At 55.4% G+C, this 26,660-nt stretch carries 27 protein-coding genes; 20 read left to right on the forward strand and 7 right to left on the reverse strand.

Going from position 1 to position 26,660, the window contains the following annotated elements; translation table 11 throughout:
- Positions 1-40 precede the first annotated feature (40 nt).
- A complete protein-coding gene (locus FMM01_RS01235) occupies positions 41-817 on the forward strand; it encodes an ABC transporter ATP-binding protein (RefSeq protein ID WP_035439743.1) in 777 nt (258 codons plus the stop codon).
- Positions 795-2,789 carry an FtsX-like permease family protein gene (locus FMM01_RS01240; protein ID WP_150391474.1) on the forward strand — a complete coding sequence of 665 codons (1,995 nt, stop codon included), beginning with the start codon at positions 795-797 and terminating at the stop codon, positions 2,787-2,789. The genes FMM01_RS01235 and FMM01_RS01240 overlap by 23 nt, the downstream gene beginning before the upstream one ends.
- Here FMM01_RS01240 and FMM01_RS01245 read toward each other — a convergent pair.
- A complete protein-coding gene (locus tag FMM01_RS01245) occupies positions 2,743-3,288 on the reverse strand; it encodes a hypothetical protein (protein ID WP_150391475.1) in 546 nt (181 codons plus the stop codon). The genes FMM01_RS01240 and FMM01_RS01245 overlap by 47 nt on opposite strands.
- Before the next feature lie 38 nt (positions 3,289-3,326).
- On the opposite strand from FMM01_RS01245, the gene FMM01_RS01250 reads away from it, so the two are divergent.
- The 4 genes from FMM01_RS01250 (at position 3,327) to FMM01_RS01265 (ending at position 7,180) form a co-directional block, all read left to right on the forward strand.
- The gene (locus FMM01_RS01250) at positions 3,327-4,067 is read left to right on the forward strand and encodes an MBL fold metallo-hydrolase (RefSeq protein WP_150391476.1); all 741 of its coding nucleotides are present in this window, start codon (positions 3,327-3,329) and stop codon (positions 4,065-4,067) included.
- A 306-nt stretch (positions 4,068-4,373) separates the two neighbouring features.
- Entirely contained in the window at positions 4,374-4,772 is a 399-nt protein-coding gene (locus FMM01_RS01255; protein ID WP_027827558.1) for a Spx/MgsR family RNA polymerase-binding regulatory protein, read from the forward strand.
- 601 nt (positions 4,773-5,373) lie between these two features.
- Positions 5,374-6,120: an adaptor protein MecA gene (locus FMM01_RS01260; RefSeq protein WP_051225091.1), complete on the forward strand. Its 747-nt coding sequence runs from the start codon at positions 5,374-5,376 to the stop codon at positions 6,118-6,120.
- A gap of 100 nt (positions 6,121-6,220) precedes the next feature.
- Positions 6,221-7,180, forward strand: a complete 960-nt coding sequence (locus FMM01_RS01265) for a competence protein CoiA family protein (RefSeq protein ID WP_190973423.1) — start codon at positions 6,221-6,223, stop codon at positions 7,178-7,180.
- On the opposite strand, the gene FMM01_RS01270 is transcribed toward FMM01_RS01265, so the two are convergent.
- Positions 7,175-7,795, reverse strand: a complete 621-nt coding sequence (locus FMM01_RS01270; RefSeq protein ID WP_190973424.1) for a DsbA family protein — start codon at positions 7,793-7,795, stop codon at positions 7,175-7,177. The two genes, FMM01_RS01265 and FMM01_RS01270, sit on opposite strands and share 6 nt — an antisense overlap.
- Before the next feature lie 278 nt (positions 7,796-8,073).
- Between FMM01_RS01270 and yjbM the strand changes: the two genes are divergently transcribed.
- From yjbM to FMM01_RS01285, 3 genes are read left to right on the forward strand one after another with little or no spacing between them, the layout of a single operon-like run.
- Positions 8,074-8,757, forward strand: a complete 684-nt coding sequence (gene yjbM / locus FMM01_RS01275) for a GTP diphosphokinase (protein WP_027827556.1) — start codon at positions 8,074-8,076, stop codon at positions 8,755-8,757.
- Positions 8,738-9,562 (forward strand): NAD kinase, encoded by an 825-nt coding sequence (locus FMM01_RS01280; RefSeq protein WP_027827555.1) that lies wholly within the window; start codon positions 8,738-8,740, stop codon positions 9,560-9,562. The genes yjbM and FMM01_RS01280 overlap by 20 nt, the downstream gene beginning before the upstream one ends.
- The gene (locus FMM01_RS01285) at positions 9,559-10,458 is read left to right on the forward strand and encodes an RluA family pseudouridine synthase (protein WP_223849986.1); all 900 of its coding nucleotides are present in this window, start codon (positions 9,559-9,561) and stop codon (positions 10,456-10,458) included. Before FMM01_RS01280 ends, FMM01_RS01285 begins: the two co-directional genes overlap by 4 nt.
- Positions 10,459-10,516: 58 nt before the next feature.
- Here FMM01_RS01285 and FMM01_RS01290 read toward each other — a convergent pair whose 3' ends face one another.
- From FMM01_RS01290 to FMM01_RS01300, 3 genes are all read right to left on the reverse strand, one after another.
- Complete coding sequence (locus tag FMM01_RS01290; protein ID WP_223849987.1) at positions 10,517-11,161, reverse strand: copper homeostasis protein CutC; 645 nt, start codon at positions 11,159-11,161, stop codon at positions 10,517-10,519.
- An 11-nt stretch (positions 11,162-11,172) separates the two neighbouring features.
- Positions 11,173-12,000, reverse strand: coding sequence for an undecaprenyl-diphosphate phosphatase (locus tag FMM01_RS01295; RefSeq protein WP_150391479.1), 828 nt, complete (start codon positions 11,998-12,000; stop codon positions 11,173-11,175).
- An 82-nt stretch (positions 12,001-12,082) separates the two neighbouring features.
- Entirely contained in the window at positions 12,083-13,111 is a 1,029-nt protein-coding gene (locus FMM01_RS01300; protein WP_150391480.1) for a lactonase family protein, read from the reverse strand.
- 134 nt (positions 13,112-13,245) lie between these two features.
- On the opposite strand from FMM01_RS01300, the gene FMM01_RS01305 reads away from it, so the two are divergent.
- Both FMM01_RS01305 and FMM01_RS01310 read left to right on the forward strand, forming a co-directional pair.
- Positions 13,246-13,635: a PTS glucitol/sorbitol transporter subunit IIA gene (locus FMM01_RS01305; RefSeq protein WP_190973425.1), complete on the forward strand. Its 390-nt coding sequence runs from the start codon at positions 13,246-13,248 to the stop codon at positions 13,633-13,635.
- A 28-nt stretch (positions 13,636-13,663) separates the two neighbouring features.
- On the forward strand, positions 13,664-14,920 hold the full coding sequence (locus FMM01_RS01310) for an AI-2E family transporter (protein ID WP_063515320.1): 1,257 nt from the start codon (positions 13,664-13,666) through the stop codon (positions 14,918-14,920).
- Positions 14,921-14,978: 58 nt separating this feature from the next.
- Here the strand turns inward: FMM01_RS01310 and rpsN are convergent, their stop codons facing one another.
- Together rpsN and FMM01_RS01320 are read right to left on the reverse strand one after the other, a co-directional pair.
- On the reverse strand, positions 14,979-15,248 hold the full coding sequence (rpsN, locus tag FMM01_RS01315; protein ID WP_027827550.1) for a 30S ribosomal protein S14: 270 nt from the start codon (positions 15,246-15,248) through the stop codon (positions 14,979-14,981).
- A 119-nt stretch (positions 15,249-15,367) separates the two neighbouring features.
- The gene (locus FMM01_RS01320) at positions 15,368-16,315 is read right to left on the reverse strand and encodes a magnesium transporter CorA family protein (protein ID WP_063515319.1); all 948 of its coding nucleotides are present in this window, start codon (positions 16,313-16,315) and stop codon (positions 15,368-15,370) included.
- A gap of 559 nt (positions 16,316-16,874) precedes the next feature.
- Here FMM01_RS01320 and trmL point away from each other — a divergent pair.
- The 9 genes from trmL to FMM01_RS01365 all read left to right on the forward strand — a co-directional run bounded on the left by trmL (position 16,875) and on the right by FMM01_RS01365 (position 26,615).
- Complete coding sequence (gene trmL / locus FMM01_RS01325; RefSeq protein WP_027827548.1) at positions 16,875-17,384, forward strand: tRNA (uridine(34)/cytosine(34)/5-carboxymethylaminomethyluridine(34)-2'-O)-methyltransferase TrmL; 510 nt, start codon at positions 16,875-16,877, stop codon at positions 17,382-17,384.
- Positions 17,385-17,449: 65 nt separating this feature from the next.
- The gene (locus tag FMM01_RS01330; RefSeq protein WP_027827547.1) at positions 17,450-17,866 is read left to right on the forward strand and encodes a DUF1149 family protein; all 417 of its coding nucleotides are present in this window, start codon (positions 17,450-17,452) and stop codon (positions 17,864-17,866) included.
- A 107-nt stretch (positions 17,867-17,973) separates the two neighbouring features.
- Complete coding sequence (locus FMM01_RS01335; RefSeq protein ID WP_150391482.1) at positions 17,974-20,310, forward strand: DNA translocase FtsK; 2,337 nt, start codon at positions 17,974-17,976, stop codon at positions 20,308-20,310.
- Between the two features lie 14 nt (positions 20,311-20,324).
- Positions 20,325-21,602 carry an EF-P 5-aminopentanol modification-associated protein YfmF gene (gene yfmF / locus FMM01_RS01340; RefSeq protein WP_150391483.1) on the forward strand — a complete coding sequence of 426 codons (1,278 nt, stop codon included), beginning with the start codon at positions 20,325-20,327 and terminating at the stop codon, positions 21,600-21,602.
- On the forward strand, positions 21,592-22,893 hold the full coding sequence (gene yfmH, locus FMM01_RS01345) for an EF-P 5-aminopentanol modification-associated protein YfmH (protein WP_150391484.1): 1,302 nt from the start codon (positions 21,592-21,594) through the stop codon (positions 22,891-22,893). Before yfmF ends, yfmH begins: the two co-directional genes overlap by 11 nt.
- Positions 22,890-23,618: an elongation factor P 5-aminopentanone reductase gene (gene ymfI / locus FMM01_RS01350; protein ID WP_150391485.1), complete on the forward strand. Its 729-nt coding sequence runs from the start codon at positions 22,890-22,892 to the stop codon at positions 23,616-23,618. The genes yfmH and ymfI overlap by 4 nt, the downstream gene beginning before the upstream one ends.
- 91 nt (positions 23,619-23,709) lie before the next feature.
- Positions 23,710-24,663 carry a helix-turn-helix domain-containing protein gene (locus FMM01_RS01355; RefSeq protein WP_150391486.1) on the forward strand — a complete coding sequence of 318 codons (954 nt, stop codon included), beginning with the start codon at positions 23,710-23,712 and terminating at the stop codon, positions 24,661-24,663.
- 22 nt (positions 24,664-24,685) lie between these two features.
- Entirely contained in the window at positions 24,686-25,273 is a 588-nt protein-coding gene (gene pgsA / locus FMM01_RS01360) for a CDP-diacylglycerol--glycerol-3-phosphate 3-phosphatidyltransferase (RefSeq protein WP_027827542.1), read from the forward strand.
- 109 nt (positions 25,274-25,382) lie between these two features.
- Complete coding sequence (locus FMM01_RS01365; RefSeq protein WP_150391487.1) at positions 25,383-26,615, forward strand: competence/damage-inducible protein A; 1,233 nt, start codon at positions 25,383-25,385, stop codon at positions 26,613-26,615.
- Positions 26,616-26,660: the final 45 nt, after the last annotated feature.

The raw sequence follows: 26,660 nt of genomic DNA on the forward strand, positions 1-26,660 counted from the left end.
TACCGATTCCGACTCTGAATGACAAGAAAGGATCACTGCTATGGCCCTGGTTACTGTTCAAGGTTTAACTAAGATTTTTGGCCACCGGCTCCATCCCGTGCGGGCGCTGAACGGTCTCTCGTTTGCGGTGGAAAAGGGGGAGTTCGTGGGTATCATGGGTCCGTCCGGGGCGGGCAAAACGACGCTGCTCAGTATTATTTCGACCATCGATGTCCCGACCCACGGCACGGTGACGGTGGCGAACACGAATGTGACCCGGCTGCGCGGGGACAAGCTGGCCGAATTCCGCCGCGCCAATCTCGGGTATGTGTTCCAGGACTTTAATCTGTTATCCGGGATGACGGTACGGGAGAATATCCTGCTCCCGCTGTCGATTGCCCGGCAGGGTGTCGCGGATGCCCAGGACCGGCTCGCAGCGGTATTGACAGTGACGGGGCTGACCAGTTTGGCCGAACGCTATCCCCAGGAGCTGTCGATTGGTCAGCAGCAGCGGGTGGCGGTGGCCCGGGCGCTGATCACCCAGCCAACCCTGGTTTTTGCGGATGAGCCGACGGGGTCGCTGGATTCGAAAGCAGCGACGGAGCTGCTGCGCTACCTGACCACCATCAATCAGCAGTGGCACACCACGATCATGATGGCGACCCATGACGCCTTCACTGCCAGTTATTGTTCGCGGGTCATTTTTATCAAAGACGGCACGCTGTTTGCGGAGATTCGCCGGTCCGGCGACCGCCAGGCCTTTTTCGATGCGATCATTGATATGCAGGCGACCATCGGTGGAGGGGGGCATTGGCATGACGTGGCGCACCAAGAGTAAGATAATCGGCCGAGTCCTGCACCACAATGTCCTGTTTTGGCTGGCGACGGTTTTCCTCGTCGCGGTTTTTTACATCATGATGTGCTGTTACGCCGTGGCGGCAAACTGGACGGCCACGAGTCAGAACGTCTTTTTGGTCGCGGCAGTGACCAACGCCTTATTTTTCATGGCCTTTTTCTATTATGGCCAGCGCTACATCATCGGCCAATATCGCCAAGAAATTGCCCTGTATCAGCTGTGGGGCGTGCCGCGCCGGCAACTATACGGTACGATTCTGACCCTGAATCTGATCGTGCTGGGCTTGATGGTCACGGCGGGGTTGGCTTTTGGTGCTCTGTTTATGCCGTTGGCGGTCCTGCTGCTGCAACGGTTCATGGGCTTGGCCACGCAGTTCGTTGCCCCCTGGCAGGGTGCTGCCCTGGTGCGCACGTTAGCCACTTTCGCGGCGATCGGCCTGTTGTCCCAACTGGTGCTGGTGCGCCAGGTTTATCGGGTTCGGCCCGTTCAGCTGCTCCATGGCAAAAAGGCGGATACCTTGCACGGCCGCCATCGGCTGTCGCTGGTGGCCGGAGTGTACGGTGTCCTGGCGACCGTAAGCGGTCTGATTATTGCCCAGCATTTCTGGTGGCTCTGGCTCATTCGGCCGGACACGACGGGCCTGCGGCTGCTGGGCTTGCTGAGCGCGATTTTGATCCTGGTCATTTCCGGCGAACACGCGCTGATTCACACCACCATTCCATTATTGTTAATGGGGTTGCGCCGGCTGCCGCGCTGGCCGCTGAAGAGGAACAGGCTGCTCAAGCTGGCCCGGCTTACCCGGCAGTTCCGCGGCGAAGCCACCGTGCTGTGGATCGGCGCGATCCTCCTGTCGATCGTCGTGACGTGGGCGGGGATGCTGACCACCACCATCAGTGTTGCCAATCGGGAAGCGGCCAACCAGGCGCGGATGACGTTTGTGACCCACAATCCGCGGGCCTGGCAGGACTTAGATAAGGCCCTGACCCGATTTTCAATCAGTGATGTGCAGCGCGTGCAATCGACGTTCAAAATAAGGGTGGTTCAGTTCCGGCTGGTGAATCACCAAACGGGTCAGGCGCAGGCAGTGCACAACACGGTGGCGATCATGTCCCAAGCGGAATACCGCCGGGTGCAGCGCATGCAGAACCTGCCGGAGCTGCCGCGGCTGACGGGCCGCGCCGTGATGATCGGTGATGCCCTGAGCAACACAGCCTGGTCGCTGTATCGGCCAAACATCACGCTGCACCTGAACCAAAAGGGCCTGCCACCCCTGCGTCGAGTGGGATTTCTCACCGCGACACCCTATGCCACGACTTTCAACACGGCCTATGCCACCGATATGGTGATGGTCGTCAGCGATACGCTGTGGCCGCAAATCAAACCGGAAGCGACCATTACCTGGTACGGCGGGCAGGCAACGAAGCCCCTGACGGTGACCCAGATCGATCGGCTGCTGGCAACGATGCCCAGCAAGTATCGGAACGCGGCCTATTTTTCTGAAAAAGGGAAAGTCGTCACGCGGCACTACACTGACTCCCGAGATCAAACCCTGTGGACGGCCCCCAAGATTCGCCAAACGTTCCGGCGGGAAACCGGCATTGATGTTTTTGTCGGCTGTGTCCTCAGCGTCGTCATTCTCTTTGCCGTGAACAGTATGCTCACGCTGCGGGCTTGGGCGGAACGGGAAGAGGGGGTGGGCCTGTTCTTCAGTTTAGGCATGACCGCCGATGAGATCCGTCACGTGCAAAATGATGCCTTGGCTTGGCGTTATGCCCTGCCGGTGATCATGGCCGCGCTGAATGGTCTGTTTGCCCTGCAAATGCTGTGGACTGTCGCCTGGACGGCTGAATCAGCAGCCCTGTTCCTGCTGGTCCTGGGGGCAGTGGCACTGGTCTCCTGGCTGTTCTTTATGCTGTCGGCGCAGCTGGTCCGCCGGTCGATCGTATCGCGTTAGCTTTTTCTTCGGTGATGTATACGTGGGCAAAGAAACCGCTCAGGCTATGCCGGCTGCGTTCGATATAGTCCTGCATCTGCGCCGGGGCCTGATCCCGCAAATGGCCTCCCGCCAAGGGCGGCTCCTGCACCGCAAGGATCATCAGCCAGGCTCGTTTTTCCGTGGCGGATTGGCCCAGCCATAACCCGGCTGCGCCGGTTTGATTCAAAATATTTTGCAAAAAGGCCGGCGTCAAGGCGTTGTTGAAGAGTGCATTGTCGGTCCGTTTAAAATGCAGATACCAGAAGTGGTAGAAATCATCTGGGCCAAAATTTCCCAGCCGATTCGTTTCAGAAAAATAGGCGGCCGCTGAAAATTGTGGTAAGGTGCGGTTAGTGACGCTGTACAGCAACGCATCGCCGTCATCGTGCCACGGGACGAGCAATCGGCTCGCCGGCAGGTTGGCCTGCTTACTGTGCAAGTACTCGGCCGAACCGAGTACAGTGATCAATGTGGTCAAAAAAATCATCTCACTTTTCTTTTAGGAGGTTACTGCATATGGAATTTCAAGTATTGGGTTATTACGGCGGCTATCCCACTGCCGCGGCTGGGACTAGCGGCTACTTGCTGCGCAGCGGGGATACTAATATTCTGCTTGATGCGGGCAGCGGCGTGCTGCGCGAATTGGAAAAAGTCATGGATCCCTTGCAGCTGGATGCCGTCGTGCTGTCCCATTACCACCATGACCATACCGCGGATGTGGGGGTCCTGCAATATTTGTGGCAATTGAAACAGGGACCAAAGAAAGAGCCCATCTTGCCCATCTACGGCAATACTCAGAATCCCATTGAGTTTGCCACCCTCACCTGGCCTGGCGCCACAGTTGGCCGGGCGTATACGGATACTGCGCCAGTGACCATCGGCCCGTTGACGTTCACCTTCCAGCGGACGATTCACCCAGTCCCAGCGTTTGCCATGCGGATCACAGAAGCTGGGACTGGCAAAGTGCTGGCTTTCACTGCAGACACTCGTTACTATCCAGAGCTCGCTGATTTTGTTCAGGGCGCCGACGTCCTGATCACCGACACGAATTTCCTGAACGACCACCAGGGCGTGGCTTGGCACATGACAGCCGGACAGTCGGGCCAGCTCGCCCAAGATGCAGGGGTCAAACATTTGATTATCTCCCACTTGCCCCAGGAAGCATCGCTAACCAAGCTGCAAGAACAAGCCCAGGCCGCGGCGGGTTCAATTAAGGTTACATTAGCAAGCAATATTCATGGTCTAGAATTGATCTAGGACACTTGCGTGGTTTTTATTACAAAGCCGTGACATACCCCTGCAGGTCATCTGCAGGGGTATATTTATCCGTACAAGGGTCGCCAGCCTTACATATTTGTCACTAATCATTTACATTTCAACTTTTGCGCTGAAAACTGCAAAAGTTGACGGTAAAAGCGTTCCCACCAAGAGTGGGAAAAGGTCCCACTCGGTATGCCTAGTGTTTTTTAATCAAAATTGTATAGCCATTTTTTGGTGGGTTGTGTATAATAACCTTGTAGTTGAATTTAATTATTGTCACAGAGGTAGAGGGGGTCCTGCACCATGGTGACACTTTTCATTTCGCCGAGCTGCACATCTTGCCGGAAAGCGCGTGCTTGGCTTCAACAACATAATATTCCTTTCGTGGAACGGAATATTTTCACTGATCCGCTGAACAAAGCGGAAATTATGAATATTCTACGGATGACTGAAGACGGGACGGAAGAAATTATTTCCACCCGGTCTAAGGTTTTCCAAGAGCTGGGGATCAATTTGGATGATTTAACCATTGACGCGCTGCTCGATTTAGTCCAACAGCACCCAGGCCTGTTACGGCGGCCGATCATCTTGGATGACAAACGCCTGCAAGTCGGGTACAACGAAGACGAGATCCGCCGCTTCTTGCCACGGGAAGTGCGCGCGTTGGAGTTACATCAGGCCCAGATGATGGCTGGGTTCTAAAGAAACAAAGGAGTGCGATCAGGCAATGAGTTTGGGGTTAGCCTGATCAAAACGAGGAGGGCAGTCTTACCTGGGGGTAAGGTTGCTTTTTTGTTTTGGCCAGAGAAATTTGAAGTGTCGGGCTGATGAACGTCTATTGATTACAGTGGGGCTAGTGCCAAGTGCGTAGCAGGCGGAGGCAAAATGGGCTCAGCTGTGGGAACAGCACGGCGGCTTTGCCGCCGATGCTGTTAGGCGTGTTTGAGACGGCGGTTTTTGCCGGCTCAAACCGCCGTCACAGCTAGCTACGCCTTCGGCTTCGCACTTGCTGCGCGTCGCCAGCCCAATTTTGCCGCAGCCTGCGGAGCACTTGGCACGGCAATCAACGCCCATTTCTCCCTCCGCCTCCCGACCGAGACTCCTTCTCTCAAAGTGCGGTACAATATACACCAGTAATCACAGAACCAGACGTACAGAAAGACCCGCCGCGCCCACTTGACGCGCTTGTCTTTCTGCATTAGTATGACGGGTACTGCGCATTGGGCATTTTTCAAAGACACTGTTATAATTAAGTTGTTGAGAACGATGTTAACGCAGTTCCTGGAAGCGAGGTGCATCCGGAATGGAAATGGAACGGATCAATAATAATACGATTCGGGTGATACTGGGCAGTGAAGATCTCGCCGAGCGGGGCGTCACTGTTCTGGACTTGCTGGGTAACCGCAAGCAGATCGAACGCTTTTTCTACAGCATCTTGGAAGAGGTCGATAAAGACCACACCTTTGTCAGTAACGATGCTGTGACCTTCCAAGTGATGCCCAATAAGAATGGCTTGGAACTTCTTATTAGTAAGGGCGACCGTGATGAAGAGGATGACGATGATCAAAATCATGGTCGCCGCCGTCACGACGATCGGCCCAGTGATGAGGATGTCTCTGAATTCGTTAAGCGGCAGTTGGGCGGTTATGATGATGATTCCAGCGCACAAAGCCAAGTCAGCACCCCTGGCGCGAATCGGAGCCGGTATGGCAATCAGCCGTTTACTAAGGTATTAGCCTTTGATGATTTTGAAGATATCGTCGCGTTGGCCGATGTGCTGAACGATGATGAAGTTGATGTGGATCTTTACTCTTACAAGAATAAGTACTACCTCGTATTTACGATGCCGGATCAAGACCTGTTGGATATGACCCGGGAAGACTACTTAGCGGTGGCCAATGAATACGGGCAGGAAGTACAGAATGTCACGCCGGAACTGTTGTCGGAACACGGCAAACAATTGATGGCAAAGAGTGCGTTGCATCAAGTTGCTCATTTCTTCGGCCCGCAACCTAAGAAACCGAAGAAGCGCGCGAAAGCATCTAAATAAGCAGTCAATGCACTATGGCCGGCAAGGGTAGTTAACTTGACGGCTTTTTTTGTTGTCAGCGCCTCGGTTTGCGTAATGTAATGACGAGGAGGCGATCGTCGTGAAAGTTGCGTTGAATCAGCGCGGTCAGTTGCAAGTTGGGGCGGAAGCCAATCAGTGTCCGTGCCCGCCGTATACCTGCTGTGATTGCGGCCAAGCCGTCGTGCTGCGCCGCCGCCGGGAGAAATGGTATTTCAGCCACGTGCAGGGACGGCGCCCGCACGTGCCGGAAAGCGAAGCACACCAAGCAGGCAAAGCGGCACTTACCCAGTGGCTGGCAGCCAGCGGGCTGGCGCCGGAGAATGAGCGGGTCATTTTAACGGGGGCGCAGCGGATCGATGTCTGTGTACCGAGTTTGATCTTGGCCGGCGAGTACCAGTGCAGTCCGTTGGCACTGACGGCCCTGCGGCAGCGGCATCAGGGCTACCAGATGGCCAACTGGCGGGATTGGTGGATCCTGGGAGAAAATTACGTCCCCCAGCAGCGCTGGCAGGCCCAGACCGCCCAGTTCTGCCAATACAGTCCGGCCCTAGGCTTTTATCTGTATCTGTTTCGCGCACCGTATCGCCAGTTAGAATTGTGGCATCATTTGACCCGGGCACCACACAAAAGTCAGTGGATCGCTGGGGGCTGTGACCGCTTCGCCCTGACGGAAGACTGGGCGCATTTTCAGCGCTGGCATAACGCACCGCATCCCAGTCGGCCGTATTCGCCGCTAACCGTGGCGGCGTGGCGGGAGCACTTGGTCTGGCAGGGCCGGCGGCGGGATCCGCGGTATCAGCAGCTGCTTCAGCTGCTGTACACCCATGGCCGGCAAGTCAACGATGTTCCGGCGTGGTGTTTTCCGTTGACCCCGCTGCCGCCGGTATTCAGCGGTTCATTTTTCATTTGGGCCGTGCAGCACTGGCTGGGGATTATACCGGTGGTGCCGCGGCTGAACGCGCCCCTGCTCAGTATCGCGGCACAAAAAAAGTGGATCGATTTTCCGATCCACTGGCTGCATCAGCAGCAGGGTTTATAGCACGTGAAAATGCCGGCGCGACTGAATTTCCTTCGTGGTGTGCAAATCGCCGGCGTGGGAGAAGAGACCGCGGATGATGTTCTCATTCGTACACCCGGCCACGAGCAGGCCGGCATGATCGATATCTTTTGAATAGTCGAACAGCACCATGGATGGGGCAATCTCCACGCCCATTCGCGTGGCAGCGGCCAGGTCCTTTTCGTACCCGCTCTTGACGTAAGTGCTGTGCCGATCTTCCCAAAACATGGCCGAATCGAGTCCGGCTTCACGCAGACCTTCTTCGATGAGGTCGGGGGTGTATTCCCGGTCGTGTTCGTTAATGGCGGATTGCATGAACAAGAGGAACTCCCGGGCCTTTTTCGTACCCTGGAAGTTGGCCGCCTTGAAGTCCAGGGCGACCGAATAAGCGATCCGGTTGATCTCGTTTTGCGCCGCGAGATCTGCTGGGTCAATGTGTTTAAGCGCCATATAGCGCTTGATTACTTTCAGATTAACTAACGGGATGAACGAGAAGTGTACGGTATCCGGGTAATCTTCAATGGCCTTGAGGGTGGAACGTTCCGCCGACAGACATTCGATGCCGATTGGATTGACAAATAAAAAAATCTCGAGCACGGGAATACCTCCAATTTTTAGAAGCACCATGGCAACAGCGATGTGAACCACGTGATTAACTAACTGAATCATACCGTATTTTTACGGGGAAGTGTTGCAATATGCTTTCGCGTTAATCAAGGTAAGGCGGTCCGCTAAGCCGGAGACTGGCTGCAAGCGCCAGTCCGGTCAAGCGGGCCGCCTTATTTCTGATGGATAAGCACCTAACTATGTTAAAATGACAAAGGTTGTGTGTCAACTGCGCGCGGCAGTCGGCACAGAGAAAGCAGGGACGTACGATGGACAGAGATTGGCCAACATTTTTGTTACCCTATGAGCAGGCCGTCAATGAGTTAAAGATCAAGCTCCGCGCACTGCGCAAGGAGTTTTTGGAAAAAGGGGAACACACCCCGATCGAGTTCGTCACGGGGCGGGTCAAGCCCGTGGCCAGTATCAAGGAAAAGATGCACCGGCGGGTGATCGACCCCGCTCTGCTGGAAGAAGATATGCAGGATATTGCCGGACTCCGGGTCCAGTGCCAGTTCGTGGAGGATATCTACGACGTCGTCGCCCTGATTCGCGAGCGCAGCGATATGCATGTGGTTGAGGAACGGGATTACGTCAAAAACGATAAGCCCAGCGGTTACCGCAGCTATCATGTTGTCATCGAGTATTCAGTGCAAATGGCCGAGGGAGAAAAGAAAATTCTTGCTGAGATTCAGATTCGGACACTCGCCATGAATTTCTGGGCGACGATCGAACATTCGCTGAGTTATAAGTACCCTAAGGCTTTTCCCGAAGAAATCAATGACCGCTTGAAGCGGGCCGCTGAGGCCGCGTTCATGCTGGATAAAGAAATGTCCGCGATCCGTGAAGAGATCCAGGATGCCCAGACGATGTATCGGCGGGGCCAACAATCGCCGGACGATCCCGAGGATCCGGACACAGGAGACGAAAACACCCATGAAGATCGCAATATTTAGTAACGATAAACAGAAATCCCGCATGTTCCGCCGCAAATTGATGCGGGAACTGCGCCGGTTGGATATTGTTGTCACGAACCAGGACCCGGACATTGTCATCACTGTGGGCGGCGATGGCACGCTGCTCAGCGCCTTTCACCGGTATGCCCACCAGATCGACCATATCCGCTTTATTGGCGTGCACACAGGCCACTTGGGCTTTTACACCGATTGGCGGGATTATGAACTGCCGGAGCTGGTGGAAGCCTTAGCCAACGACTCGGGTCAAAGTGTCAGCTATCCGTTGCTGGACGTGGTGATTCAGTATTTCGATCAGACGAAGGAACACTACATTGCGTTGAATGAATCGACGATTCGTCGGGTGAACAAGACGATGAAGACGGATGTCTATATTCGCAGCGAGCTGTTTGAGAGTTTCCGGGGCGACGGGCTCTGTATTTCGACGCCGACCGGGTCCACGGCGTATTCCAAGTCTTTGGGCGGCGCGGTGCTCCACCCGCGGCTGGAAGCCTTACAAATGGCCGAGATTGCCTCGATCAACAACCGTCTGTTCCGGACGTTGTCGTCGCCCATCGTGATTGCCCCGGATGAGGATATCACGCTGCGCCCGGACGCCCAGGAAGACTATATTTTGACCATTGATTCCTTCACCCACCGGGAACGGCCGATTTCCCAAGTGACCTTCCGGGTGGCCAAAGAACGGATCCACTTTGCCCGCTACCGCCACATGCACTTCTGGGATCGGGTGGAGGATGCGTTCATCGGCAGCAAGCAGGCCCATGGCAAACGGGGGCCCCAGGCGTGATTTTTAAATGGGTGGTCCCGGATCCCGCTCCGGCCACGGTGCAGAAGTTTTTGACCCACCGGGGTTTGTCCCGGGCGTTCATCGGCCGCACCAAGTTCAACGGTGGGGCCCTTTTTGTGAATAGCCGCCAGCGCAATTCCGATTATCCCGTTCATCCTGGCGACGTGATCCGGCTGATCGCCCCGCCGGAGCAGGGCGCGGATACCATTATCCCGTCGGCTAAGCCGTTGCGGATATTGTATGAGGATCAAGATATTCTGGTGGTGAATAAACCGCCCTTTGTGGCATCAATCCCATCGCCCAACCATCATTTCGATACGATGGCCAATCGGGTCAAGGGTTATTTACAGGCCCAGCATAACGAAAGCGACTCGGTCCATGTCGTGTCCCGCTTGGATCGGGACACCAGCGGGGTGATGCTGTTTGCCAAACACAGTCTGGCCCATAGTTTGCTGGACACCCAGTTGCAGGATAAAACGATGCAAAAGGAATATTTGGCCATCGTGAGCGGGACGCTGGCTGTGCCCAGCGGCTTGATCGATCTGCCGATTCGGCGGGCGCCCAACAGCACCTACGAACGGATGGTGGGTGCGGGCGGCAAACCATCCCAGACCGCGTTTGCAGTGACGGCTTACAATACCGATGCCAGTGTGGTCACGGTGCGGCTGCTCACCGGCCGGACCCACCAGATTCGGGTCCACTTCGCCGCGCTGGGCCATCCTTTGGTGGGGGATGACGTTTACGGTCAGGTTAGTCCAGCGATTGCGCGCCAAGCGCTGCATGCCCACGTATTGCGGCTGATTCAGCCGTTGACGGGCGCGCCGCTGACCGTCGTGGCGCCGCTGCCGCCGGATATTCAGAATTTGCGAGCGGCGATTTGCCGAACGAGTGAGTGAGGATATAAAAAGAGCGCCTGCTGGGTGATTCCTGGCAGACGCTCTTTCTGTTGACTGCTTAAATTGTGATCAGTTTCGTCCCGTGCAGCTGCTTAACGTGCAGTGTCTCAGCAATTTGGTCCGCGTTCACCGCGGTGACGCCGCCGCCGGGCAGAATCGTCAAGCCGGCTGGGGCCGCTTTGATCGTTTCGGCTAAATGCGGCAGGGTGTTGGCGATCGGGGTCGTCAAAGGACCGCCGTGGGTCAAGACCCGGACGACGTCGTGGGCGGCCAACCAAGTGAGGGCCGTTGCCTGTTTTTCTTTGGGAATCGCATCGAAGGCCATGTGGAAGACCACGTCCATGCCCGCGGCCGCGGCGATCAGCTGTTCCATGGCATCGGTATCGATGTCCCCGGCTGGCGTCAGCGCACCGGTGACGATGGCGTCCGCGCCCAATTCTTGGGCACTGAAGACATCTGCTTCCATGATCTTGATCTCGGTATCGTTATAAACGAAATCACCGCCCCGGGGCCGAATCATGACGGCCACGCTGCGCTGCTTTTCGTGAATGTAGCGGGTGGCCTCAGCCATCACGCCGCGGCTGACGGTGGTGCCGCCGACGGCCAGATTGTCGTTGAGTTCGATCCGATCCGCCCCCGCAGCCAACAAGGCGGGAATATGGGTAAAGTTTTCAACAGCCAGTTCTTTCAGAAATTGAGCCAACCTAATCTCTCCTATCTGTGCAAACCAAACCAAGCGATGACCAGCAAGCCGAGAACGATCCGGTACCAGCCGAAGCCTTGGAAGTCGTTTTTCTTAATGAAGTTGAGCAAGAAGCGGATCGCCACATAGGCAACGAGGAAGGACACGACGGTGCCGACCAGCAGGACCATGAGCTGATCCCCGGTGAACGTGTTGCCCTTCAAGATATACTTCGCCAGCTTCAAACCGGAAGCCCCGACCATCGTCGGAATCGCCAGGAAGAACGAGAACTCGGTGGCGACGTAGCGGGAGGCCCCGATGGTGATCCCGCCGAGGATCGTGGCGCCGGACCGGGACGTCCCAGGAACCAGACTCAGCAGCTGGAAGAACCCGATTTCTAAACCCGTCTTCGGACTGATCGCGTTCAGATCCGTCTCCCGGGGTGTGCGGTGGGCGTTCCAGCGCTCAATAACGATGAACAGGACCCCGTAAATGATCAAGGTGGCACTGATCACCGGCCACGTATTCAGATGGGCATCCATCCAGTCATTCAGCAATAAGCCAATGATCATGGACGGAATAACAGCCAGAATGACCTTGAACCAGAGCTTCCAGGTATCGTTTTTTTCCTGATGACTCTTCTTTGGCGAAAAAGGATTCAGCCGGTGGAAGTAGAGCACGACCACCGCCAGGATCGCGCCCAGTTGAATGACGACCATGAACATGGTAATAAAGGCTGGGGTCTCGTCGAGTTTGATGAATTCATTGGCCAGGTATAAGTGGCCGGTGGAACTGATGGGCAGAAATTCGGTAATTCCTTCGATAATGCCCAGCAGCACTGCTTTGAAAATATTCAGCACAAGAAAAATCCTCCTCGTTAGTACTTTGACGTTCTCAAGTATAACGTATGGAGGATTATGACTGTAGTGTTTTTACAGAAACTTAGACAAACAGCACACAGGTGCTTTCCGGGGTATCAATATCTTTTTGAATCATGGTCAAAAAGCCGCTTTCCGGATCGCGGCGGTACAGAGTACCGTTATCGGAATCCTGGTTTACCGCCAGGACGTAACGGTCCGTCGGGTCTAGGTTGAAGTCCCGGGGAATCCGGCCTTCGGTACTGATGCGCTGGATCAAGCTGATTTTGCGGCCATCGGGGCTGATGCTGAAGACGGCGATGGAGTTGTGGCCGCGGTTAGAAGCATACAGGAACCGGCCGTCTTGGCTGACGCGGATGGCGGCGGAACCGTTGAACGCGGTCCAGTCGTCGGGAATCAAAGATTTTTCTTCCAGCTGGGTGAAACTGCCCTTGGCGGCGTCATAGGCTAAGACGATCACGGCGCTGCCGAGTTCGCCTAAGAGATAGGCGATCGGCGCACTGGGATGGAAAACAATGTGCCGGGGACCAAAACCGGCGGGCGTCGTGAAGGTGGCGGCGTGGGTCAAGTGGCCGGACGCGCTGATGTCGAAGGTGTCGATTTGATCCATGCCGAGATCGCAGGCAATGAGCCGGTTATCGGGGGTCAGGATCGTCTCGTGGACATGGGCGGCTTCTTGTTCCGGTTTGGGGCCATGGCCTTCATGCTGAACAGTGTCCACTAGCGCCAAGGTGCCATCGGCCGCGACACTGTATACCAGGACTTGGCCTTTATGGTAGTTAGCCGCGTAGAGCAGGGAGCGGCCGCCGTCGTAGAAGACATGGGCGGGGGACGAGCCGGGAGCCAGCACCGTATTGATCAGCCGGGGCGTATCACCGCTGAGGTCATAGCTGGCCACGCCGCCTTGACCGTCTTGACTGGTGATGGCAAAAAGACGCTGGTGTTTGTCATCCCAAGCAATGTAGGTGCTGCCGTTGTTTTTGATCAGCAGATGCGGCTGAGCGACCGTTTCTTTGTCAGTATCCAGAACCGTTTCATAAATGCCTTGGGATACGCGTTTTGTGTATCCGCCCAGGTAGATTTTCTCTTGCACGCGAATCGACTCCTTTAATTTCTAAGCTAAATCGATTATAACAGAGAAACCGGTCTCGGGACCGGCAGTCAGCCGGTGGGATTATGCTAAACTATAACTATGTGCTAACTATTGACAAAGGCAGGCAAAATGAGATGACAACAACACAGGCAACGGTGACGCAGATCGGTGAGCAGGCATTGGGCCATGCGGATCCGATCGTGGTATTGTTTGGCGAAGAAGCCACGGCGGAGATTGCTGCCATTGCAGTGATCCAACGGTTTGCCGACCCGGCCCAGCAGCACGCTTTGACTGTCGCTGTGGGTGACACGATCCAGGTCGGGGCGGCGGCCTACACGATCACCTACGTCGGCCGGGCGGCCCAGAATAATTTACGCTCTCTGGGTCATGTGGCGTTTGTGTTCAGCGACACGGCCCAGGGCGACCGGCTGCAAAACGGACTTTATTTGCATCCCATCGCTGATGCCCCGCGGTTCCCTGATTTTCAAGCGGGCACGACGATCAGCTATACGCATCACGTGTAAGTTCTATTAGGAAGAAAGGAGCCAGGCGATGGCAGCTAAACAATCGCAACCGAATCGGCGGTTTGACCGGTTCAATCAATCGTGGTTTTTCCGCTGGTTCGTGAATAACAAAGTCACCGCGGCACTGATCAATGTGCTGCTGGTGCTGATCGTGATTTTTGTTTTCACTAAAGTAAGCAGTATTTTTGACCCTGTCGGCAAAGTCTTCAATATTTTACTGCCGCCCGTTCTGCTGGCTGGCGTCCTGTATTACCTGATGGAACCGCCGGTATCCTTCATGCAGCGCAAGTGGCATATTCCCCGGGTCGTCTCCACGCTGCTTTTGTTTGTCGTAATCCTGGCTCTGGTGATTTGGGGACTGGTCTCCGTGATTCCACTGATTCAATCCCAGATCACCCAGTTTCTGACGGCCTTTCCCGGGTATTGGAACGGACTGGAGAAATGGATCGGCGAGCTGCTTCAGGACTCCCGCTTCAGTCAGGTCACCCAGCAGGTGGAAAATGCGTTGAAGAATGTCTCCAGTTCATGGATGTCCACGGTGCAAAGTGCTGCTGGGGCAACACTGCTGAATATTGGCGGGGCGGTGGGGACAATTACCAGCGTGGTGATGACCATCGTCACGGCCCCCTTCTTGCTGTTCTTCATGCTGAAGGACCCCAATGGGTTCCGCGAGGCTATGGTGCGGGTGGTGCCTCTGCGCTGGCAGGATCATTTGCGTCATATTTTGACTGAAATCAGTCAATCCATCAGTAATTACATCACCGGGCAGCTCACCGTCGCCTTCTGGGTCGGGGTGATGTTTGCCATCGGCTATACGGTCATCGGCCAGCGCTACGGCGTGACCCTGGCAATTCTGGCGGCTATCCTGAACCTCATTCCGTATCTGGGATCATTTTTGGCTATGATCCCCAGTTTGCTGGTGGCGGCGATGACGTCACCGCAAATGATCCTATGGGTGCTGGTGGTCTTTGCCATCGAGCAGACCATTGAGCAGCGGGTCGTTTCGCCGCTGGTCGTCGGCAGTAAGATGGATATGCACCCGGTGACGACTTTGCTGGTCCTATTGGGGGCTGGCGGGCTGTACGGTCTGCCGGGTGTCCTATTCGGGATTCCAGTCTATGCAATCATCAAGATCATCTGGGTGCGCATCTGGCACTGGTTCGTGTCGACGTCGTCGCTTTATGAAGAACAAGCGCAACTGCCGACACCGGCGACTGCCCCCGCGGCAGCACCGGCCGATAAGCCGACATCGCCAGCTCCGGAGCCGCCGGCCGATAAAAAATAGACAGCAAAAAATCCCAATCAAAGGCGACCGGCCAATGATTGGGATTTTTTTCAGCTGATTACCAGCTGGCTTTACGGACACCCGGAATTTCGCCTTTGTGGGCGAGTTCCCGGAAGTTGATCCGGCTCAGACCGAACTTACGGTAGTAAGCGTGCGGCCGGCCGTCAAGGCGATCGCGGTGATGGATCCGGACCGGCGACGCATTCCGCGGCAGCAGGGACAGCGCGGCATAGTTATGTTCTGCCTTCAGCTTAGCCCGCAGCGGCGCATACTTCGCGACGGTGGCCTCGATCTTTTGTTCCTTGAGGATCTTTGACTTTTTGGCCATACAATGGCCTCCCTTCAATTGAAAAATATGGATACTCGATTTAAGCGAACCACAAACAAGATTAGTATACCACGCCAGTAAAGGACTAACAATTAGTAAGTGCTCATATGAACACCTATTCAGAAAAGATGCTTGCGCCAAAAGTGAAATGCGACCAAAGCACCGATAATCAGCGATAACACAATCGCGATCACCCAGCTGACGCCCAAGTTGGCAATCGGCAGGGTCATGTTCATCCCGTAGAAGCTGAAGACCAGTGTCGGGATCGTCAACAGGATGGAGTAAACCGTAAGAAACTTCATGACGTTGTTCATGTTGTTATTGATCACCGAAGAGTAAGTGTCCATGGACTCCGTCAGGATGTTATTGCTGATCTGGGCCATCTCGATACTCTGCTGCACTTCGGTGAGGATGTCGTCGATGTATTCATCATCCACGTCGTTCAGTGGGAAATGGGGCGCCTTACGCAAAGCCTCCAGCGCCAGACGGTCGGTCCGCAGGGACATTAGGAAATAGACAAGACCGCGCTGGATTCGCATGAGACTGTAAAGATCTCGGTTGTGCATGTTCCGCTGCAACCGGTCTTCGGTGCGTTCCCGGCTCTTATTCATGTCCCGCAGATAGCGCTGATAGTTGGACACCACGTGGGCCAAAATACTGAGCACCGCATGGATCGGCTTGGTGGGATTCAAATGGCGCCGATTGTCGCTGAAGGAATCTAAAAAGGGCATATGCATATTCGAAATTGTAACAATGTGATTCTTCGTCAAAATAATACCCAGAGGAACAGTCCGATACACTGCGTTGGTATTGCTGCCATCTTTTTGCAGAATGGGGACGTCGAAAATAATCAGGGTCGCATCATCGTCCTCATTATATTCAGTCCGGGCATTCTCATCCTTATCCAGGCCATAGAAGACGAAGGACTCCGGCAGATCTGTTTTGCCTAACAGGGTGGCGATTTCCTCGGCACTGGGGTCGACGGCATTGATCCAGGTTTGGTTGGCGAAATGATCAGTGGGCACCACTTGGTGGTTGCGCCGATCGTACTCGTAGATTTTTAGCATGGTTTTGCTCACTTTCCATCGAATTAACTTGACTATAACCTGCTGAAAATAATTAGTCTAGACCTGTTGCAACCCCTTGGAGCAGGTGTTATTATATTGCCAATGACCTTTCCGCTTACTTTTCTCAGAAGTTTTTTTGATAAAAATAAACGAAAAGGACGTACTAACGTATTGCCTTGCTGTGGTTGTCACCGAGGCGATGCGTTTTTTTGTTGTTTAGTATAGATAGGCGTGTTGTTAGCTGAGCCACAGTGTAGTGCCAATGCGAAGCAATCGGAGGCGGAATGGGCTCAGTGGTGGGAACAACACGGCGGCTTGCCGCCGATGTTGTTAGGCGTGTTTAAGACCGCGGTCCTCAGCGGGCTTAAACCGCCGTCACCACTAGCTACGCCTTCGGCTTCGCACTTGCTGCGCGTCGCCAGCCCATTCCGCCGGAGATTGCGTAGCTTTGGCACGGCAGTGTACGGGAACATCCTTTAGCATTACTAGCATTACGTGAAAAGTTCCGCCGACCGCTGTATGCTAGAAACCATAACTGACAATGAAAGAAGGACCTTCCTTGACGAACCATATTGTACTTTATGAACCCCTGATGCCGGCAAACACCGGGAATATTGCCCGGACGTGTGCGGCGACTGGGGCGACTTTGGATTTGATTTATCCCCTGGGCTTTGAACTAAGCGACCGGAACATGAAGCGGGCGGGGCTGGATTATTGGGATAATGTGAATCTGGTGGAACATGATGATTTAGATGCGTTCATGGCGACCTTGCCGGATACCCAGCATCTTTATTTGATCACTAAATTCTCGGATCTCGTGTATACGGACCAAGACTTCAGCGATACCGATGCGGATCACTATTTCATGTTCGGCAAGGAAACCACGGGCCTGCCTAAGGACTTCATGGACAAGTACCACGATCGCTGCCTGCGGATTCCCATGACGGATAAAGTGCGGGCACTGAATCTAGCCAATTCGGTGGCCATCGTGATTTACGAAGCAGTCCGGCAGCAGCACTTCACGGGGTTGGAAGAACATCATGTTTATCCCCACGATAAGTGGAAGTAGGTTGCGAGGTTGGCAAAAAATTGCCATACTAAAGAGAGTGCAATCTGAAACTTTGGAGGATAATCATGGAGACTAAAAAATTCCCAATCATCGTGAATTCGTTCCATTATGATTTATTGCAAAAAGACGATCAAGCCAGCCAGGACGTGCAAGTGGCCATGCGGACAGTCCAACCCAACGACGACCGGTTGAAGGGGACGGAGAAGGACGGTAATTTCTTTGAAATTATGGTGCCCTTCGATGTGACTGTGGAGAACAACGGCTTCCGCATCTCCGGGTCCATCAGCCGGGTGGTCCAAGTGCTGAACTACTTTGGTGAAGCCAGCGATTTGCCGCCGGAAGAGCTGGAGAAGCTGTCCCGGCCGTTAGTGGAGTACATTGAAACCTTGACTTATCAGGTGACTTCGGTGGCTTTGAACGAGGGCGTTTCTTTGAACTTCCAAGCCTCTGGCGAACCGGAAACGAAAGACGATGCCAAGTAAGGCCCATTAAGGTAGAAAGCAGACGGAACCGTTTGGTTTTGCCTGCTTTTTTAACTTATAATGGGGAACAGGTTTTCAGACCGAGAATACAGTAGAAGGAGTACACCATGGCTAAGCGCAGAGCAGCCCGGACAACCAAAAAACGACCAACGACCAGCCGGCCGCGCACCAGTAAAAAACAGCCGATTCCCACAATGAATGTGGTGGGGTTTGTTTTTCTGTTGCTGGCGGTACTGGCTCTTTTTCGGCTGGGTTTCATCGGCGTTTTCATGGTGAATATCCTGCGCCTGCTGGTGGGGGATACTTACATGATCGCCGCTTTTCTGCTGGGCTTTTGCGGCTTCACGTTGATGGCCAACGGTGAACTGCCGCACATTGCGTTGAGCAAGCTGGGCGGGCTGGCGCTGACCTATGGCGGCAGTCTGCTCTTTGTAGCGGCCCTGTATTTTGGCCAGGCGGACGTGCACAGCCGGTTCCTGCAATATTTGTGGATGATCTTGCGTGAAGAATTCGTGCGGGCGACGATTACCGAAAGTGTGGGCGGCGGCATGGTCGGGACTGTGCTCTATACAGGCACGTATTTCCTAGTGTCGCAGGTCGGCACGTATATCCTGGCGACTTTGTTCATGCTGGCCGGGGCGATGATTTTCTTTGGTATTCCCTTTGCCAAGGTGGCCCACGTCGCGCAAGCTGTGGAATCCGGCGGCGCGGCCATGAGTCGGGCGGCGCGGCACCATACCGTGTCGTTCTGGCAGGCATTGGCTGATCGTTTTCTCAATGATGCTGGTCCGCGGCCGGCAAAGAAACCGGCTCCGGCAGAAAAACCGGCTCCGGCGGCACCTGAAGAAATAGCTCCCCCAGCCCCGGCTAAGCCTAAACCGGCGGCCCAGAATGATTTTGTTATTGATACGCCGCCTGCGCCCACTTCGGCGGCACCGGTGCCGGAGCCGCTCAAAGATGAACCCAAGGACCTGCCTTTAGGAGACACTCAGGTGGCTGAAGATTACGAGCTGCCGCCCACCAGTCTGCTCACCGCGATTCCGCCGACGGATCAGAGCGGGGAGGTGGCAACGATCAATACCAATAAGAATAAGCTGGAAGAGACTTTAGCCAGTTTCGGCGTGCACGCGTCAGTAAAAAAGGCTAGCTTAGGCCCGGCGATTACGAAGTATGAAGTCCAACCGGCGGCTGGTGTGAAGGTGTCCCGGATCGTCAATTTGACCGACGACCTAGCCCTGGCCTTGGCCGCTAAGGATATTCGGATGGAAGCGCCGATTCCTGGGAAGCCTTACGTCGGCATTGAAGTACCCAACCAGCAAGTCTCCACGGTTTCCTTCCGGGATGTTGCGGAGCATCTGCCGGCTGACCGGAAACATCTGCTGCGGGTACCGCTGGGGAAAGATGTCACGGGTAAAGTGATCAGCGCTAATTTGGCAAAAATGCCCCATTTACTGATCGCCGGATCTACCGGCAGCGGGAAATCGGTCATGATCAATACGATGATCACCAGCCTGCTGATGCGGACCCGACCGGATCAAGTGAAACTGCTGCTGATCGATCCCAAGATGGTGGAATTGAACGTTTATAACGGCGTTCCCCATCTGCTGATCCCAGTCGTCACCGAGGCCAAGAAGGCAGCCGGAGCGTTAAACAAAGTCGTGGCCGAAATGGAACGGCGCTATGAGCTTTTTGCCCATGCCAGTTTGCGCAACATGGATGAATACAATGCCAAGGCCGAAGAATTTAACCAGACCGATGCAGGCAAAAAGACGCCGATGCCGGTTCTGCCGTATATTGTCGTGATCGTGGACGAGTTGTCCGATCTGATGATGGTCGCCGGCAATGAAGTGGAAAATGCCATCGTCCGGTTGGCCCAAATGGCCCGGGCGGCGGGAATCCACATGATTATTGCCACCCAGCGGCCTTCCGTGGATGTTATCACGGGGCTGATCAAAGCCAATATTCCGTCGCGGATTGCCTTCGCAGTATCCAGCGGGATCGATTCCCGCACGATTTTGGATCAAGTTGGGGCGGAAAAGCTCCTCGGCCGAGGCGATATGCTTTTTCTGCCCATGGGCGCCAGCAAACCAGTCCGGGTCCAGGGGGCTTATATTTCCTCAGACGATGTGGAAAAAGTGGTGGCCTTCGTGGCGGAGCAGCAGCCGGCTGAATACGATGAGTCCATGGAGCCGACGGACGACGACATTAATGGTCTGGGCGGTGATCAGGGTAAAGACAGTGAAGACGAATATTTCAATGACGCTGTCACGATGTTGAAAGATCAGGATACAGCGAGTGTATCCATGCTCCAGCGGCGGTTCCGGATCGGTTATAACCGGGCGGCGCGGTTGATGGATGAATTGGAAGCCCACGGAGTCGTGAGCGGACCGGACGGGTCTAAACCCCGGAAGGTACTCAATAAGACCGGCCAAGCGGCCGATTAGAAAGCAGACGGTGTATGGCTTTTTCACAACGATTAAAGTCTGGGGTGCGGCTGACGGTCGTCCCCAGCAAGAAGTTTAAAACAGTGGCGGCCACGGTCAATTTTATTGCCCCGCTGCAACTAGAAACGCTGACGCCTCGGCAGTTGATCGTTAATCTGTGGCCGGTGGCGAACGCTCAATATCCGGATCCGACTGCGCTCACTGTTGCACTGCAGGATCTGTACGGCGCGTCGCTGCGCACAGGCGTCGATCGGGAAGGGGCACTCAGCATTGCCACTTGCCAGCTGCAATTTCTAAGCGATGCGGTCCTGCCCAAGGGAGAATCCATTTTGGGCCCAGCTTTGGCGTTGCTGCAGGCCATTACGCTGCACCCGCTGCTCAGTACGGCGGGATATGCAGCGCCTTTCTTCACGCCGGAACAGGATAATCTGCGCCATGAGCTGCAGAGCGTCACAGATAGTGCTGACAATAAGGCTGTTTTGACTGCCCAGGCCCAGTATTTCCAGCATGCGCCGGAACAAGCGGCGGTGCTTGGGGGGACAGCGGCGACCATTGAAGCGGCCACGGCCGAAAACTTGGCGGCGTATTGGCAGCAGATGGTAAGTCAGGATGAAATTGAAATCATCGTGACCGGCGATGTGGATCCAGCGGCGGTACTGAGCCAGGTGGCCGCGTGGCCGCTGGCGGCCCGGCCGGCAGTAACCACGCCGCTGCAATGGACTGGGCAGGTACCGGCTTTTCGTCAGTGGCAAACGATGGAGAATTTTCAGCAAAGACAATATGTGGCCTTGTATCATCTGCCGGTCACGTATTACGGCCCGACCTATTTCCAATATATGGTGACTGATGCCTTGTTCGGCGGCTCAGCGAATTCGCTATTGTTTGCCGCGGTCCGCGAGCAGGCCAGTTTGGCTTATTATGCTGGGACGGAACTGGATGCCCAGACGGGGGCCACCCTGCTGCAAGCCGGCATCGATCCGGGGACTGCGCCGCAAGTGCGCCAAATCGTGGCAGACACCCTGCAGCGGATGCAAACCGGCCAGTTTACCGCAGCCCGGCTGCATAGTGTGCAGGAAGAGCTGATTGCTAATCGGTTGGGCGAGAGTGATCGCCAGAGCGATGTGAACAGCCGCCTGATTTTGCAATACCGCCTCCCAGCGGCTGATATGCGTACAGCGGCCTTTGTCCGCCAGGTGCGGGCGGTGACGCCGGCAGCGGTGCAGGCGTGTGCCCAGCACTACGCCTTGGTTGTGGATTATTTACAGGAAGGGGTGGCCCAGAATGGCGAATGACTTTCCACCATTGCCGGAGCAAGTGCGCCAAGCCGTGCTGCCCAACGGCCTGACCGTCGTGGGAATTGAAAAACCCGGTTTTGTCCGGCATTACGCCCAGCTCACCGTATTTTTCGGCAGTGCGAGTGCCCGCCGGTTGACGGGGGCCAACCCGGGCGCGTCATTACCCGCCGGGGTGGCCCATTTCTTGGAGCATAAAATGTTTGATAAGGGCGACCACGATGCTGCCGACGCGTTTGCGGCTCGGGGGGCGGATGTCAATGCGTTCACGACCCGGAACGTGACCAATTATTATTGTTCCGGTTTGGCTCACCTGCAAGAAAACGTTCAGGATTTGCTGAACTTCGTCCTGACGCCGTATTTTACGGCGGCCACGGTGGCTAAAGAACAGGGCATTATTTCCCAGGAAATACAAATGTATCGGGATGATCCGGATTATGAGCCGCAGCAGACGGTCTGGGACCATCTCTTTCCCGCCAGTGTGATTGCCGAGGATGTGGCGGGTTCCCGCCAAAGTATTGCCGGCATCACCCCAGAATTATTGACGGCGGCGTACCAGACGTTTTATCGGCCGAACAATATGCAGCTGGTTGTGGTGGGGGACTTCAACTTCGATACACTGCTGACCCAGCTGGCGATTCCCACTGCTGCTGCTTCAGCTGGCCCGATTCCCCGCAGTGCAGTGGCCACGGCGCCGGTGATCACGGCCCCCCGGCTGCTGCGGGCACCCTTAAGCCTGCCGGAGGCTTGGGTCGGGGTGCGGCTGCCGGCTTTGCCGGATCCGACCCAACGCTTGCGGGTATCACTGCAGCTGGATCTGCTGCTGAGCGGGTTATTATTGGAATCCGCGCCGGACTTTTTGCGCCTGTATCAAAGCGGCTTAATTGATGATTCATTCTTAGTTGACGCGGAACTGCACAGCAACTTTGGCGTCTTAACCGTCGGCGGGAAGACCCCGGCGCCAGCGACCCTGGCGCAGTCCTTGAAAGAAATTTTGACCCCCGCCCACGCCCGGGCGGCACTGACCCCGGCGGCCTTTACTCGACTGCAGCGTGAACTGATTGGGCGCAATATTACCGGGTTCGACCATTTCGGCTGGTTGGGTGCTCAATTGGTGGACGCCGCGGATACCCGGGCGGCCGATCGGCGGGTGGTTTATCCGCTGCCGAAACTGGCCGCGATCATCGCCAGTTTGCGGTATACCGATGTGCTGGCCTTAGCGAACGAGTTGTTTCAACCGGCCGCAATGACCACCGTGCTGGTTTCGCCAGACGAGGAGGCCGCCGGATGAAACGCGTTTTGCTTTGCGGCGCCACAGGGGCCATTGGCCAAGCAGCCGCCAGAGCCTTAGCGGCGGCCGGCTGGTCCCTTTACTTGCAGGGCTGGCAGCACATGACTCGGGTGGCTGACCTGGTCCGGGAATTAACGGTACGTTATCCCGGCCAAGAGTTTTTACCCGTTCAATTGGATTTCACCAACCCCACTGTGGTGGATCAACTGCGCCCAGCACTCTTTGGTGTTGATGCCGTGGTCTTTAGCCAGGGTGTCACGGATTATGAATTATTTGCGGACACGCCGGCAGCGCAGCTCGACCGGCTGTGGCAAATCAATGTCCGCACACCGCTGCTGATCACCCAAGCACTACAGGAAAAATTAGCACAAACCGGCCATGGCCGTGTGATATACTTAGGGTCTGTTTATGGTGGACACGGCAGTCCAATGGAAGCCGTGTATAGTATGACTAAAGGGGCGTTGTCTGCGTTTGCCCAGGCCTATTCCCGCGAAGTGGCGTCCTTGGGGATCACGGTGAATGTCATTGCCCCCGGAGCGGTGGATACCCCGATGAACGCAGCGATGCTGGCTGGCGGGGCGAAGGCTGCGTTGACGGATGAGATCCCCGCCGGCCGCATGGCCCAGCCCCAGGATGTTGCATACTGGCTGCAGGTGCTGCTGGCGCCGGAAGCCCAATATTTAACGGGTCAGACGATTTACGTCACCGGCGGCTGGCTGGTATAGACCAGCGGGCCTTAAGACTTTCTTTCATTGGTGTCGTTGGCGGCCTATGATATACTGTTTTTGAATAATACCTAGTAGGTGAATATAGAATATGGATGAAGTTGGTAAAAAGTTGCGGGAGGCCCGTATTGATAAGGGCTATACCATTGATGACCTGCAACAGATTACAAAAATACAAAAACGCTATTTGATCGCCATTGAGGAAGGTAATTTTGATGCCTTGCCCGGTGACTTTTACGTACGCGCGTTTATCAAACAGTATGCCGAGACTGTCGGCCTGGATGGTCAGAAATTATTAGACCAATATTCTGACGAGCTGCCCCAGTCGGCGTCAACGACCGCTGCCGCTGAGGAAGAAGAACAGCCGACCGACAAGCGCCGGGAAGCCCGGCCGCTGCTTGGGGCGTCTACAGTGACTGCCCGGGCGAAGAATTACTTGCCGCAGATCATCATTGTTGCTGTTGTGACGATCATTATCATTATTCTGAGTTACTTCACGTGGCGGGGAACCCAGGGCAACAAACGGGCTATTCCCAGTACTGAAGCCACTTCCAGTGAAGTAGCCAAGTCCAGCAGCAAGGAGACCAGCAGCTCAGCTAAGAGCAGCAGTGCCAAGTCATCCAGTAAGAAGAAGGAAAGCAGCAAGAAGGAATTGAAGATCACTGCGGCCGGCGTCAGCGGGTCCCAGATGAACTATACGGTGACTGACTTGCCGGATTCCGGCAACAAGATCACGGTGGCGGCATCGACGCAAGCCGTTTGGCTGGCCGTTTCCTTCGGTAATGTCCAGAGCTGGCAGGGAACACTGCAGGCCGGCGCGGACCATACCGTGGAGGTTCCCAGCGGCACGCAAAGTATTCAGATCCGCACGGGGAATGCCACTTACACCACCGCTAAGCTGAATGATCAGACGATTGATATGAATCAAGCGGGTGTGACCAGTATTGTGCGGACGGCGAATCTGACCATCAGCGGCGCAGCCGCAGCCAGCAGTGATCAAAGCGGCGCGGCCAGTTCCAGCAGCAGTGATACGGGTCAGGATTGATTGTGCAGGGGGAGAAAAATAAATGAACTTACCCAATAAGTTAACGGTCTTTCGGATCATTTTGATCCCGGTCTTCATCCTATTGCTGGCGGTGCCTTGGAACATGGGCAGCGTCGTCCTCCTGGGAACCGGTATTTCGACGACTTACCTAATTGCCGCCATTGTCTTCATTGTCGCGTCATTGACAGATTTGCTGGACGGACGTATTGCCCGGGGCCAGCACTTGGTCACCAACTTTGGTAAATTTGCTGATCCGTTGGCGGACAAGATGCTGGTCATGACGGCGTTCATCTTCTTGGTGGAATTGGGCAAGGCCCCGGCGTGGGTCGTCGCCATTATTGTTTGCCGGGAGTTGGCTGTCACGGGCTTGCGGCTCTTGATCGTTGAGCAGAACGGTACCGTTATGGCGGCCGCTTGGCCCGGCAAAATCAAGACCAACACCCAGATGTTCGCCATCATCTTCTTATTGCTGAACAATATCGGCTTCAGCAACTGGCACATTCCCTTTGGCGAGATCCTCCTGTATATCTGCCTGTTCTTCACGATTTACTCGGGGGCGGAGTACTTTATCAAGGGCAAGGATGCCTTTAAGGACGCCAGTAAGGAATAGATTTTTTCAGTCGTGAGCCCCGATGACCATTTTCTGGTTGTTGGGGCTTGCTTCGTTTATTTGACACCAGATTGCGTAATGTAATGATGTGGGGAAAGGAAGGACAACAATGCAAGCAGAGATCATCGCGGTCGGTACAGAAATGCTGTTGGGAGAAATCACCGATACCAACAGCCCGTATTTAGCCCGGCAGCTGGCTCAATTGGGCATCGATATTTATTATCAGGAAACGGTGGGGGACAATCCCCAGCGAATCACGGCTTTGCTGCAACAGGCCAGCCAGCGCAGCGACTTGGTCATTCTCAGCGGCGGTTTAGGCCCGACCGCCGATGATGTGACGAAACGTACGGTAGCGGAGTTTCTGCATCAGCCGCTGGTGACTAACGCTCAGGCCAAGGAAAAATTAACGGCCACGGCAGCCCGGCTGCAGCATGCATTAACCTCGAACAACCTGGTTCAGGCCCAATTACCGGCCGGCGGCGAGCCGCTGCCGAACCGGACCGGGCTCGCGGTGGGCAGTTGGAATGTCATGCAGGGGACGATTTACGTGACGCTGCCCGGCCCGCCCCAAGAGTTCAAACCGATGGTCAGCGAGCAGCTGATCCCCCGGCTGGCCCAGCATACGCATAAGGTGTTGGCGTCGACCATGCTGCGCTTTTATGGGCTGACGGAATCAGTGATCGCGACCAAGCTGGCACCGCTGATCGATGCCCAGACGAATCCGACGATCGCCATTTATTACCAATTTCCAGATATTGCCGTGCGGGTCACCGCCCAAGCGGCGGACCATGCCGCGGCGGAACAGCTGGTGGCGCCGGTGGCCGCCCAGGTGAAGGACTTGCTGGGCGATGCCTATTACGGTACTGGCGAACACGGCTCGTTGGCCCAGGTCGTGGGGCAGCAGCTGATTACGCGGCATTTGACGATCACGGCGGCGGAGAGCCTGACGGCGGGCGAATTTCAGGCGTCACTGGGGACCATTTCCGGTATTTCTGCCGTCTTTCCCGGCGGTTTTGTCACCTATGCCCCGGCTCAAAAAACAGCGATGATCGGCGTGCCGGCAGCCACGATTAAGCAGTACGGAGTGGTCAGCCGGGAAACGGCGGCGGCGATGGCTGAGGGTGCCCGGGCTAAAGTCGGTACTGATTACGCCCTGGGCTTCACCGGCGTGGCCGGACCCGATACCTTGGAAGGACAGCCGGCCGGCACAGTATTCATCGGTTTGGCCGGGCCCCAGGGCACCACGGTGCAGGAGTTCCATTTGCTGGGCAGCCGTAATGAAGTCCGCGCCCGGGCCGTGGCTTGGGGATTCAAGATGCTGCAGAACGCCTTAAAAAATTAAATTTGAACGTTCGTTCGCTTTTTTGTTGTGTTTTGCCGGGCAATC

The sequence above is a fragment of the Schleiferilactobacillus harbinensis genome (assembly GCF_008694105.1).
In the GTDB taxonomy this organism is placed as follows: Bacteria; Bacillota; Bacilli; order Lactobacillales; family Lactobacillaceae; genus Schleiferilactobacillus; species Schleiferilactobacillus harbinensis.